The sequence below is a fragment of the Atopobium sp. oral taxon 416 genome (genome assembly GCF_018128285.1).
Taxonomy (GTDB): domain Bacteria; phylum Actinomycetota; class Coriobacteriia; order Coriobacteriales; family Atopobiaceae; genus Olsenella_L.
Genome location: NZ_CP072380.1, coordinates 2,207,033 through 2,218,747 on the forward strand (window position 1 = coordinate 2,207,033; position 11,715 = coordinate 2,218,747).

Below are 11,715 nucleotides of genomic sequence, written 5' to 3' on the forward strand. Positions count from 1 at the left end.
ACGGAGGTCGAACCTCGGGTTCGAGCAGGTTCAAGTAGGTTCGAGCAGAAGCCTGGTTGCATGAACTTGAGCGCTATGCGCGCGACGGCCTTCAGCAACTGCAGCAGTGCTCTAAGCGCTCTCATGGTCGGCTTCCCTCCACTTGGCTTCGGCGAGCATGGCCTCAAGCTGCCCAACGGTGAACGTGGGGCCCTCCAGCTCGGCGACTGGCTATGCAGCCTGCGGTCCCCAGAGCGCCGTCGAGCTCATGTCAATGCCGAAGCTCTCGTCCGCCTTGCCCACGGCGGCGTGCTTGGCCTCCGAATCAAAGCCTGCGTATATGTCGAGCGTCAGTATTACCTCAGGGTTTTTGCGCTTATTGTGGTAGTGGTTGTTGCAATGATTGTGGTGCTCTCGTTTGTAGGAGCGCTCCTTCTCCGGTTTGTCTATGGTACGAGCATCGAGGAATACACCTACCTCTTCCCTTTGGTGATGGTGAGCACAGGTGAGATTGCCCTTGTCTGGTTCCTTACCGATTCTCTGGTCATTGCCCGTTGCATGCGTGGGGTTCTTATAATGAACGCTGGTGCCTTTGTTGTCTGTCTGGTATCGATGGTGCCGCTTGAGACAAGCTTTGGCATGAACGGCATCAATAGTACCGTTATCATATCGGTGCTTGTGGGGATTGGGCTGGGTGTATGCTTCCTTCGGGCGTCTATCGATGCATCGCTGGAGTAAACGTCAGCCCGGCGATAGGACCTTTAGCCACGGTAAGAAGAACAATGGAGGACACTTTACCCAAGGTTGCCATCGGAAATTTATAGGTAGCCTAAAATTATTTCAATTTATGTATTCCCTGAGAAGCACGACATGTACGTATGGCGTCACGAAGGGACTTTTGCAAGTGTTGCCCATCCGAATATCCTGTAGGTAGCAGGTTGACGAGGGCGAGTCCGAAATTCACCGCTGCTGTCTCCCCACAGATAAGTCGGATGACAGCCATTAGAAGCTCGCTGTGTACTAGAGCGTAGATGTCCGCTAGACTTTCCATTACTAAGATGGCAATACAAAGTAGCATGACATTCGCGCTAGGACCCGCGAAGTAAAAGAAGACACGCTCCCATCCCCCACGTCGCAGGGGTGGTGTTCTTACTGAGATGGGATGGCCGATACGGTCGAGCGAAACGATCAGTTCAATGTGTTCTGCTCCTGCGAGCTTAGCTGCAGCAGCATGAAAGAGTTCATGTATGATGACACTAAGTAGCACCAGGGGAATGCACAAGACCCCTGCGACGACAGGCCCCAACTTCCGCGCGGTTGCGACGAAGCCATATGCAAGCTCTGTCCACGGAGTTGTGGGTACGAGCACAAAAAAAAGAACCCAGCCTACGATAGAGGCCAAAAGTGCGGACATTCCCGCAATGCGGGGGATATGAAGGTTAACCTGTCTCTCCCCAGACCCCACGGAGTCCCTCCTTGTGTCTAATCGGTTAGTCGCCGCATACGGAAGAGCACGAGGAACAGCACGACGAGTGCCATCGCGTTGACGGCGACCACCATGGCCTCCCGGGAGGTCATGGTGGTGCTGGCGAGGTCGGAGAACTGCTCATACGCTGGCTGGGTGTAGGTCCAGCGTGCAAAGGCTTCAAGCCTGTCGTTCAGCGATGACAGCATGGGGAGCATACCCAGCGCCATCGAAACGGGAGCTGAGATGGGCGCCGCATTGACCTGCCGCTTGGCCACGAGCGCTATGGCAAGGCCAATGAGCAGGGAGCACGCCACACACGCCGCATTCGTCATGAGGAATCTCTCCACCATGCCCGCATTGAGTCCGTCGATGCAGGGGAGGAAGAGCAGCGACGAGAGGATTGACGCCACGCCGATGGTGCCGGCAACACCACACAGGTAGGAAAGCGGCCCCACGCCGGACATCGTGAGCATGCGCAGCGTGCCTGCCTCCTTCTCCTCTGCGACAACGCTTGAGGTGTAGATGATGGGCACGATCAGTACATGCATCGTCATGAACATGGGCAGGGCACTTGCAAGCTGGGTCTCGGTCATGGCGTTCTTGAAGATAAGGGCAACCAGCGGGAACATGAGAAACATCATGAGCGCTGATTTGTTGCGTAGCGAGTCGACCACCTGCTTGTAAAAGACGGCGTCCACTCCATTTGGGCCACTGCCCGGCCGTGTTCCGCTCATTCCAGCTCCCTTCCCGTCAGCTGCAGAAAGACGGCCTCGAGGTTTGGGCTCTCGGTCGAAATCGAGGTGACGTTGCCTGCCTTCAGGATAGCGCATATCTTGTCCGCATCTTTATTGATGTCTGAGAACCTGAAGCTCCGTTTGCCTTGAATCACTGTGACGCAGTGCTCCTTGCTATGGCGCGCGCATATCTCGCGTGGGGCTCCTGCCTCGACGATCCTGCCCTCATTGAGGAGGATGACCCTGTCACAGATTTTTGTAGCCTCCTCCATGTTGTGGGTGGTAAGAAAGATCGTCACGCCGGTGGCCCGCCGCTTGAGGAGCAGTGCGTGGATATCCTCTGCGGTGCCAGGGTCAAGACCGCTTGTAGGTTCATCCAGGAAGAGGAGTTCGGGATCATGCATGAGCGCCCGCGCAAGGCTCAGGCGCTGCCGCATGCCCTTGGAGAGGTCCTGCGCACAGACCGAGCGGCTCTTGTCCAGGCCCACGCGCTTCAGAATCTTGTCTGCGCATCCCATGTCTTTGATCCCGCGTGCCTTGAGGAACACCTTGAGGTTTTCCGTACAGGTAAGGCGCTCGTAGAGGCAAGGATCATCCAGAACGACGCCAATCCTCTTGCTGGCATCCGAAGAAAACGCCCGGGGTGGGTGTGAGAAGACGGAGACCTCTCCGGCATCGGGGGCGAGAAGCCCGAGCATGATCTTGATGAGGGTCGTCTTGCCGGCGCCCGAAGGCCCAAGGAGCCCGAGTATCTCCCCGTGCTGTACCCCCAGCGAGATGTCATCCAACACGACATGGCTGCCGAACGCCTTCCTCACGTTGCCGAGCTCTATAACGTCCTCTGTAGTTCTGGGATCGTCCACGATGCCTCCTGATGTGGTTGCTATCTGAAGGAATGAGATGATGGATGGTGATGAATAGGCAGGCCAGCGTGGCCGCCCAAACACACTGGACCCACGATACACCCCTGGCAGTGTAACGGCTGCCAGGGGTAGGGGCGTTACGCTGCGAAGGAAGCTGCTACGGCGCAGCCAATAGCAGCGGCACCCGCAGACGCACTTGTCGCTTCCTCGTAGGTCTCGCAAATCTCTTCGCCCAGGATAGTCGCATTATCGAGTTCCTCCTGGAGCATCAAGCCATACTTCTTCTCCATTGTCTCCTCCCTCCTTTATATCCGCATCTTTAAGTCCCATCCCCAATCGCAGAGAAGTAGGACTCATTGCCATAGTTAAGCGAGGGGATCTCGCTGGGATATGTCAGCACTGATCTCTGTTTGCTTGAGCGTGTAGAAGATATTGGAGATGCGGTCATAGATGTCCCGATAGCGTTCGTAAGGCGTTTCGCCATCACGTACTACGCCAGGGTATTGCTTCATCACGATTTGGGCCGGATTTACAAAGACCCTATCAAGTCGATCGCAGATGTCTGAGGTAAAAAACATTCTAAGGTATCCGATGACTTCATCATGGTCACCCATAGCTCCCATCGCTTCGGCATATTTCAGAACAGCGCGATACCATGGTGCGTCTGGAGAGTCTAGTTTGTCTGCGTGTTTCACTACTACTTTAAGTGATGGTACAGACTTTTCATACTCGCATTTAGATAGATGGCACATAGCAATCATGTACATACAGCCGCCATTGATACTTTCGGCGGGAAGATCTTCTTCCCGGGCGATACCGTAATAAGATGCCATGGTGTTCTCAAATGCATTGCCCAAAAAGTAGTTCATAACACCGATGACGTAATCTGCATTTCTACCATGAATTTCTTCAGGCTTATTGTTAAGCAAATTTGCCACGAAATAACGTGTGTTTGTTGCCCTGAACTGGGCATCCGTTACCTTCTGCATCTCAGATAGGCCAGGGATAATGATATGATAGGAGGGGAAGCCGAAGTACGAGACATCGCGGATAAGTACATCCCAACCCTGTGCTAGTAGACTATCAATCATATGACGCGCCTGTTTCTCATTGGACAATCTTGATACATCCACAGGTTCATCGAACTCGAAGGAGGGACATCGCCTGAAGAGCTGGTAGGGATACTTTCCCATACCAAACTTGAAGCTGTTGTAGATATTGAGAGAACTCCTCACATTCTCGTTCGAGAAGTCGAGAGTCGATCGATCGGTGTAATCGAAGAAGTCTTGGCCCTGGGTAGCCTCAGTCATACAACGTTCCATGGCAATGCCAAAGTCGGGGTGACAGCCAAGCTTAATGCCAAATCTTCCTGTATTAAGTTCGGTAACGACAAGGCCGGCTACCGGGTATTTCCGTGAACAGAGCTTCATTGATACACGATAATCCTTGTTATTCTCAGCTAAGGAGAGCCTTTCATCAATCTCGGGGAATCGTTTGATATAGGCTCGTGGAACATCTGGAAGTGATGGCATGTTGACAAAGAGATTGGTCTGCACAACACGTTCCAAAATCTCGGATATACCTTGAACAATCGCTTCGGCGCTCGTGTTGCCTGCGCACATCCCGTTACTTCCGTAGTATACGTTGTAGGTGCTCTTGGGCAGGTAAACAACCTTATGGTTCCGCATACTGTAGAAGGGAAGAGTGACGTACGAATCCTCTAAGCCATAGACCATGCTGTCGACCTTCTGGAGATTGCGGAATGCTTGCGCCTTCTTTGATACAGAAGAGCCGTCTATTCCTCGTTGGCTGAAATACATATGCATAAAGGCATTGTCCTGTGAGGCAATCTCCTTTGAAGACATGATGCGTTCATCCGCTGCATATAAGAAAGGAAGTTTGTCACCATAAGTCACACGTGGACCCATCATATCGTTTTGATACCGCTCGAACAGCTCTGCGTAGCCGCTTGCACGAGCGAATTCCTTTGAGACTCCCTTGCCATTAGCACCTAGGCCAGTACCCTTGAACTCCACACGCAACGCGTTGGTTTTGATTGAACTGGTCTCCTGCCACGACTCCGTAACGGGAATGTTGTTCTCTGCTAAAATAGTATGAAGTCGTTCCACGGTAGCGACGGGTGACGCCTCTTTGTAGTGGGCTCGCTGTGCTTCTGATCCAACCATGTAATGCCTCCAGGTATCCAACTTCTGGTTTACGCGCTACCTTCAAGGCGGTTCAATACAGTATAACATTCAATAGTGCGATATCGTAGAGCGGTTATTTAGAGTTTAGAGTAACGCTTACATTTCTATTGTGCTCCATATCTCTGCAATCAAAAACCAGCTGCATTTCAAGATTTTTATGGCACTGCATCACTTTTTGATGGCTTCGCCGACCTTGTATTTTATTTCACGTCCATTCTTCGATCATTAACGCCCCGTTTAGTCTGAATCAGTTTCGCTTCGTCTTTGTACAAGTAATGTGGCTGCCAGTTTCTAGACACATTTGCACCTGACTTTGCGAAAGCCTGACAATGTGCAGCGATGCACGGAAGGGGTCCTTGCCCGGCTGCGTGGGGTTGCAGGGGGTGGCTCTCCGGCTCCTGCGTCTCCAGGATCAGGGGTCGCACTTGAGGCCGAACTCAGCCATCTGCGCCCGCGACTCGGCGCGCATGCGCCTGAGGGCCTGAAAGGTGTGCTTCGCGAGCGGAATCGTGGGCGCCGAGCTCTGGATCTTGGGTTCTTTGACGTAGAAGCCGCCGCCGTTTCCCAGGGCGTGGCTCACGGCTATAGTGCCGCCGTCGGAGAGGTCGGACCACCTGGGGGCACAGGCCTCGCCGCGCCGCATGACCGTGGTGAGGGCTATCTCCACCGCAAAGTCAAAGGGCTGGAGCTCCGCCTCCATGACGAGGCGCAGCATTCGCGTGCGCTCCTCGCGCGAGAGGGCGTCTATCGGCGTCTTCACGCGTTTGAGCGGCTTGCAGAAGTCGCGGTGGTCTTGAACTGAGGTTCTGCGCCATGGCTCACTTGAGCAGGCGGAAGGCCTTCGAGCAGCTTTTGAGCACGTAGCCGACGGCGGTCGTGTCGTGTATCCATCCGGAGACGTCCGGTATGGAGAGCTCGGCGAGCTTCATGTTGCCGAGGTGGCGGCAGATGATGCGCGTCTCGGCGTGGTGGCCGCGCACCGTGGAGGGCTCTATGGTGCCCGAACCCTCCCCGTGGCGCATGAAATTAGAGAAACTACAGGTCAGACGCATATCGGCTGTGCTGTGGATTGGCAAGATTTACGGTGAAACGGCCTCTGACGCCCTCATAACCCGGAGGTCGTTGGTTCAAATCCAGCCCCCGCGACCAAAACTTATACCCTGGCCTGCGAAAACAGGTCGGGGTTTTCTTTTGACCGACATCTGACCGCCAACCTGACCGACATTTTACCGCCAAAAACTTTTCGCGGGTAGCCAAAAACGCCGTGAAAACCGCCCTCTGGTTGCGGCGTGGCGCAAGCAGCAGTTGTTAACATGCGCGCCGGCGCAAATATGGTTGCGGTACAAAGAAACCTCTTCTGCGCTCCAGCGCAAGCAACTAAGGGTGAATTTGCGCCCTGGCGCAACCGTTCTGAACTTATCTTTGAATTTTTATAAAAGAAATGGCCCGAGAAGGGCTCAAACCGCCCGAGTTTTCAACAGACGTCGCAATCCCCCATCGCATCACCTCGAAGCGCTTCCACTCGAACTTGCGGTGACTTCCGCCCAACGATCGCCTTCCGGCATAGCGTGCCCACTAGAGACGAATCAGAAGCAACGGAGGCGGGAGGATTCCCATGGAGGAGAAGAGCGAAGCAAGGACAAGCCCAGAGGGGGAGATTTTCACCCTGGCTCAGGCGGCGGAGTACTTGAACGCCTCCCTTTCCACGGTGCTCAGGCTGGTCAACAGTGGCGAGTTGCGGGCATTTAGGATCCGAAAGGCCTGGCGAACGAGCAGCGGCGCATGCGATGAGTTCGTAAAGCGGCAATTCGCGGACCAGGCCGTGGTATGCAAGTCGGTAGACGAGGGCTAAGTGGGGCGAGGAAGGAAAGCACCTTCGCCCTGTACGCCAAGCAGAGCTTCACGATCCTGCCCGATGCCCTCGTGGGCGTCCTCGTCGCGCGGCAGGTCGGCAGGAACGGCTGGGCGGTCATGGCGGCGCTCTGCCATGCGATCTTTTCCGACGGCAGGATAGGCGTCATGTCGAGCAACGAGGTCTGCGCGCGTACGGGACTCACGAAGTACCAGGTGGCGCGTGGCATGACGGAGCTGCGTGACAAGGGAATCATCGCACCCGTGATCAGGACTAATGCCGAAGGCTACCGCCATCCGGACCGCTCGAACTACGGCCACGTCGCGCGCTACTGCATCTGCCGCGACATCTGGGCACTCGTGGAGCTCAAGGAAACGGGAGATCCGCCCCTCGGATAGAATTTTCTCGAGCACCCTCGCACGGGGGCTCCCAGACGCACGTCGAACCGCCGTGAAGCGGCACCCAGGGCGCGCGCCAGGGGCCTTCAGCGGAGCAAGACGAAAAGCCCGTGGCCGAGCCTGGTCACTCTGACTCCGAGCGGGAACCCTCGAATCGAAGGTGGAATTCGCACGGGACCCCTGCGAGCCGCTACCTTCCTGCCATCCGACCGGGAGGCTGCAGCGACATAGACGCTCCAAGCCGTGACCGGCACGACGCCGTGCGGTCGGAAGGCAGGAGTGAACCATGGAACTCAACAGGTACATCGCGAGCAAGATCGCGCTCGCCCGGGAGATGTCGGGCATGTCCATAGCGACGCTGGCACGCCGCGCGGGCATGACCCCCAACGCCCTGAGCGAGAGCCTGCGCGGCAACCGCACGCTCACGGCGGCCGAGCTCGTTGAGCTCGCGCTGGTCCTGGATATCGACCTCGTCTGCTTCGTCGAGAAGGAGCGCTTCGACGAGATCGTCGAGCGCCGCCAACAGGTGATCGATGAGTTCGGCTCCGGTGCCGGCATGTCCGACCTCAGGCAGGTGCGCAGGTGATGGGGAAAGCGCCGGGTGACGAGGCGCACGCGACCGCGCGCGAGGTGGCCCTGTGCCTTTTGAAGCACAGGAGCAAGGAGATCATGGACTGAGCCCTGTCAATATAATGGACAGAGGAATCTCAGATTTTTTATGCGGTCTGCATCGCCTTTGGATCGTATGCAAGGCCTCTCTCGAAACGCTCGAAGAACTCCTGCATCACCTCTGCCGGTACGCGATCTCCTATGGACTTATGCGGGCGGAAGCGGTTGTAGTATGACTCGATAAACTCGTGTGCCTTGTGCTTGGTCGTGGATGTATCCGAGAGGCGCTTGTGGTAGTACCATTCGTTCTTGAGCGTGGCGAAGAGCGATTCGGCGAGCGCATTGTCGTGGCAGCTTCCGGTTCTCCCCACGGAGAGCCTCACGTCGTGTGCAGCTGAGCAGGCGGCCAGCTTTGAGCTTATGTACTGGCTGCCTGGGCTGCTTAGAATATGGCCCCTCCGGCCACGTATCCGCGCGAATATGCCATCTTCAGGGCAAAGACGACAAGGCCTGCCCTCATGTTGTCCTGTATGCTTCAGCCCACCACCATGCGCGTGCACAGATGGTGCGCGACGGTAAGATATATAAAGCCTGCCGTGGTCCTGCGATAGGTTGTATCGCCCACGAGCTTGGCTGTCGGGACGGGGCACGAAAAGTCGCGCCGGGTGAGGGCAGCGCGCTCGGGGGTATCAGGTGCGGGCAGCGTCGTTCTCTTGGAGGCATTGGATCAGATGCCGCAGATGCCAAGCTCGACCATGCACCTCCGTACGCGGTAGCGGGTCGTGCCTGTAAATTTTGCGTAACTTTGGATCTCCTGTGAGCTTGGTCCATACCTTGCGAAAGCTAAAGCGCCTGTCGCTTTCCTCCCATATCGCGCAGATGGCCTCCTTGATAGGACCCCACGGGTCCTCACCGCCTTTGGCCTTGAGCCATCTGTAGAAGTGAGCCCTGCTCACCTCCAGTACGCGCGCCATCATCGAGACGCTGTAGGTTGCCCTCTTGGCCAGCATGAGCTAAAACCTGTCCTTCAACAGAGGCTTCCGGCGAAGAAGGCTGCCACTTTTTTAGGAACTTATTTTCGCTTGCGAGCTCGTGCATGCGCCTGTTCACTGCGTCGAGCTGCTTGTGCTCGTCGATCCTTGCCTGGGTCACCCTTTTGGTCTTTGAGTGCTTGATGATCCAGTCGTTTAAGGTCTTGTCGTTGGCCTCAAGCTTTGCGGCGCATTCTCTGATGCTCTTCTTAGGGTTGGCCTTACGTGCCTTCCTGTAGTACTCAACAGCCTCAAGGCAATACTTCTTCAGTGTAGTGTTTGGGTGTCCCCGGCTTCGTGCGGGACTTTGCCTTCTCTATCTCGCTTGCGCTTAGCGACATCTCATCGCTTCAATCTGCTGGTGTTGGTAGGTGGGTATCTGGACAGAGCATATCTGTTGTTAGTCCCTGAATCCCCCTGTCCACCAAAAGATTACAGCTCACCTTGCGGACTCGTTCAGCTAAAGATACAGCCACAGGAATGTAAGGGATGGCTGCATGGAGCTGCTGCACGAGATGTGTCTCATCCATGTCACGCTCTTCGGCATCGCAGCCACCGCGACGGTCCCGCCGAAGATGCCTTCGATCTTGCCTTAAGCCGCTTACAGTTCAGGGAGCCTAACTATGCTGGAGGTACTCAGCTATTTTGGCTGAAAAACATGTTTTCAGGATAGGTTAGTATTAGGTTCGTTTGATTTCTAATCTATTTCCAATTAATTACGGCCTGTGAGTGGTCAAATATTGCTGAATCTAACAGTCTGGATAACGGGTGATAGTGTATCTTTGTCGGACTGCAGAAACTGGCCTCGGCCATCATCATATGGTGAACCACTCTTGCAGTTTCAGGCCACCTATCACGGGCTTGGTTGGCCCGGAAGAGGTAGATCTACTAGTTGAGATAGCCCTGCATGCTAACCATCGGCATGTCTGTGAAGCGCCAGACCCACCCGTTATCTAGGGAAACGATGATTAATTCCCTATAACGTACCAGAGAGGACCGACCACACGGCTTTTTGCGGCCAGCATGCGGGAAAGGCAGGGAAGGATGCTCATACAGCACATGCAGAAACCGCCGTCCTGCCCCATGCACCGCATCCGGCAAAAGGCTCCAAGACAGATCAGGCGACCCTGGGAGCCGGGAAGCGCAGCCTGCCGGCAAAAGATGGGCTCTTCGCTGTTTCTAGTGGGTAGCGCATGCGAGCTTCTTCTGGGCTGTGAAGTCCAGACGGCCTAGCCTGAGGAAGATCATCGTCCTGAAGTAGGTGATGCTTCTGAAGCCCCTGGCGATGCTGCGGGCGGACTGGACGACCGAGTTGAGGCCTTCCAGGAACGAGTTGGTAGATCCCCTCTTCCACCAGTTGAGGATGCCTTCTCGCTCCTTCCTGAGCGTCCTCGCCACGCTCTTCATCTCGGCCACGGCAGAGTGCGCCATCCACGAGTAGAGGCGCTCCAGGGCCCTGGCTGCCGATTTTCTGTCTGCGCATGAGTAGACGTCCTGCAGCGCCTCTCCCATCTGGCATGCGCGTGCCGTCCTGAGATGGGTCTTCGCAGGGTCGAGCTCCTCCCTCTTCGCGAGCTGGCGCTTTGTGAGGGTCTCCCTCCTCTTGAGCCATACGTACTTCGTCCCTGCGAGCTGCCGGCGCTTCTCCGCCGACTCGCGCCGCTCTTGGCACCTCACAGGGTCTGTCGCCCTCATCAGGAGCTGCACCACATGGAAGCTGTCCCACGCTCTGTGCGGCCTGGGGCATCTTGGCGCCGCCCCCCAACGAGTATGCCTTAAGCCATGTCGCGCGTGACCTCTAAGACCTTCGTGCGGTCCCCTCCTGTGCTCCTTAAGCTCGTCTCAGAGCCTGCCTAAGGCCCCCTTGTCTCTGCCCTGCGTGACGGCTATGGCACGCTGACAGTCGAGGTTGGCCATGATGCTGATGTAGCTCTGGTTGCGCTTGCGGGCGGTGTCGTCTATCCCTACGCGCACGACACCGGAGTAGTCAGCGGCATCCCTCGCCTCCGATACCGCCTTCATGAGCAGCCGCCATATGCGCGTGGGCTGTCTCGTGCACCAGATGCGCTATTGCCGTCACGCTCATTCCCGAGAGCGCCATCACTTATCACCTGCGCCTTAAAGAGCGCCGTGAAGTGCGTCTTCGGCCACACCTTTCAGGGCATCCTTGTGGCATGCACGCCGTCTTTGGGACAGTCGGCCCTTAGCAGCGCGCAGTGCACGATTGTCTCGTATTGCCAGATGCTAAGATGCCACAAGGTCCTCTCGCGCGTGTCACAGGTGCCGCACCTCCTGTGGCAGACGGGGCACTCGACCGCCTGGCCCTTCCTGTAGGCCACCCTCACATGGAGCTTATCTTGCGCTCCCTCGCGCTCCTTAAACCAGACATCGCAGAGCTCCCACTCGTCCCTGAGCCCCATGGACCTCTTAAAGAGCCTTGCTAGCATCCCTGCCTTAAACATCCATATCGCACCTTAGGAACGCAGCTTCCTGTCGGGGAAAATCCTACCGTTTAAAGGCCACATGCTCAAGGGGATGCAGATATGCTACCCACCATAAGTAGCGAAGAGCCAT

15 protein-coding genes and 1 pseudogene are annotated in these 11,715 nt (G+C 56.1%); 4 read left to right on the forward strand and 12 right to left on the reverse strand.

The window, feature by feature from the left end; genetic code table 11:
* Window positions 1-60: 60 nt before the first annotated feature.
* A complete protein-coding gene (locus J4859_RS11640) occupies window positions 61-717 on the forward strand; it encodes a hypothetical protein (protein WP_212329960.1) in 657 nt (218 codons plus the stop codon).
* A 97-nt stretch (window positions 718-814) separates the two neighbouring features.
* On the opposite strand, the gene J4859_RS17880 is transcribed toward J4859_RS11640, so the two are convergent.
* From J4859_RS17880 to J4859_RS11675, 7 genes are all read right to left on the reverse strand, one after another.
* Window positions 815-1,393 (reverse strand): M50 family metallopeptidase, encoded by a 579-nt coding sequence (locus tag J4859_RS17880; protein WP_371812257.1) that lies wholly within the window; start codon window positions 1,391-1,393, stop codon window positions 815-817.
* Window positions 1,394-1,461: 68 nt separating this feature from the next.
* Window positions 1,462-2,181, reverse strand: a complete 720-nt coding sequence (locus J4859_RS11650) for an ABC transporter permease (RefSeq protein WP_165443491.1) — start codon at window positions 2,179-2,181, stop codon at window positions 1,462-1,464.
* Window positions 2,178-3,044, reverse strand: coding sequence for an ABC transporter ATP-binding protein (locus tag J4859_RS11655; RefSeq protein WP_212329962.1), 867 nt, complete (start codon window positions 3,042-3,044; stop codon window positions 2,178-2,180). The genes J4859_RS11650 and J4859_RS11655 overlap by 4 nt, the downstream gene beginning before the upstream one ends.
* A 137-nt stretch (window positions 3,045-3,181) precedes the next feature.
* Window positions 3,182-3,334 carry a hypothetical protein gene (locus J4859_RS11660; protein WP_165443489.1) on the reverse strand — a complete coding sequence of 51 codons (153 nt, stop codon included), beginning with the start codon at window positions 3,332-3,334 and terminating at the stop codon, window positions 3,182-3,184.
* Window positions 3,335-3,409: 75 nt separating this feature from the next.
* Window positions 3,410-5,230, reverse strand: coding sequence for a YcaO-like family protein (locus J4859_RS11665; protein WP_212329964.1), 1,821 nt, complete (start codon window positions 5,228-5,230; stop codon window positions 3,410-3,412).
* A gap of 433 nt (window positions 5,231-5,663) precedes the next feature.
* Window positions 5,664-6,011, reverse strand: coding sequence for a hypothetical protein (locus J4859_RS11670; protein ID WP_130810717.1), 348 nt, complete (start codon window positions 6,009-6,011; stop codon window positions 5,664-5,666).
* Between the two features lie 58 nt (window positions 6,012-6,069).
* A complete protein-coding gene (locus J4859_RS11675; protein WP_212329966.1) occupies window positions 6,070-6,327 on the reverse strand; it encodes a hypothetical protein in 258 nt (85 codons plus the stop codon).
* A 539-nt stretch (window positions 6,328-6,866) separates the two neighbouring features.
* Between J4859_RS11675 and J4859_RS11680 the strand changes: the two genes are divergently transcribed.
* The 3 genes from J4859_RS11680 (at window position 6,867) to J4859_RS11690 (ending at window position 8,087) form a co-directional block, all read left to right on the forward strand.
* Entirely contained in the window at window positions 6,867-7,103 is a 237-nt protein-coding gene (locus tag J4859_RS11680; RefSeq protein WP_212329968.1) for an excisionase family DNA-binding protein, read from the forward strand.
* Entirely contained in the window at window positions 7,079-7,501 is a 423-nt protein-coding gene (locus tag J4859_RS11685; protein WP_212329970.1) for a hypothetical protein, read from the forward strand. Before J4859_RS11680 ends, J4859_RS11685 begins: the two co-directional genes overlap by 25 nt.
* A 286-nt stretch (window positions 7,502-7,787) precedes the next feature.
* A complete protein-coding gene (locus tag J4859_RS11690; RefSeq protein WP_212329972.1) occupies window positions 7,788-8,087 on the forward strand; it encodes a helix-turn-helix domain-containing protein in 300 nt (99 codons plus the stop codon).
* Window positions 8,088-8,217: 130 nt separating this feature from the next.
* Here J4859_RS11690 and J4859_RS11695 read toward each other — a convergent pair whose 3' ends face one another.
* From J4859_RS11695 to J4859_RS11715, 5 genes and pseudogenes are all read right to left on the reverse strand, one after another.
* Window positions 8,218-8,493, reverse strand: a complete 276-nt coding sequence (locus tag J4859_RS11695) for an integrase core domain-containing protein (RefSeq protein ID WP_212329974.1) — start codon at window positions 8,491-8,493, stop codon at window positions 8,218-8,220.
* A 306-nt stretch (window positions 8,494-8,799) separates the two neighbouring features.
* On the reverse strand, window positions 8,800-9,120 hold the full coding sequence (locus tag J4859_RS11700; protein ID WP_212329976.1) for a hypothetical protein: 321 nt from the start codon (window positions 9,118-9,120) through the stop codon (window positions 8,800-8,802).
* 1,200 nt (window positions 9,121-10,320) lie between these two features.
* A pseudogene (locus tag J4859_RS11705) lies at window positions 10,321-10,878 on the reverse strand (transposase); the annotation flags it as partial.
* A gap of 105 nt (window positions 10,879-10,983) precedes the next feature.
* Window positions 10,984-11,163, reverse strand: coding sequence for a hypothetical protein (locus tag J4859_RS11710; protein ID WP_212329978.1), 180 nt, complete (start codon window positions 11,161-11,163; stop codon window positions 10,984-10,986).
* A 134-nt stretch (window positions 11,164-11,297) separates the two neighbouring features.
* The gene (locus tag J4859_RS11715) at window positions 11,298-11,561 is read right to left on the reverse strand and encodes a hypothetical protein (protein ID WP_212329980.1); all 264 of its coding nucleotides are present in this window, start codon (window positions 11,559-11,561) and stop codon (window positions 11,298-11,300) included.
* Between the last annotated feature and the right edge of the window lie 154 nt (window positions 11,562-11,715).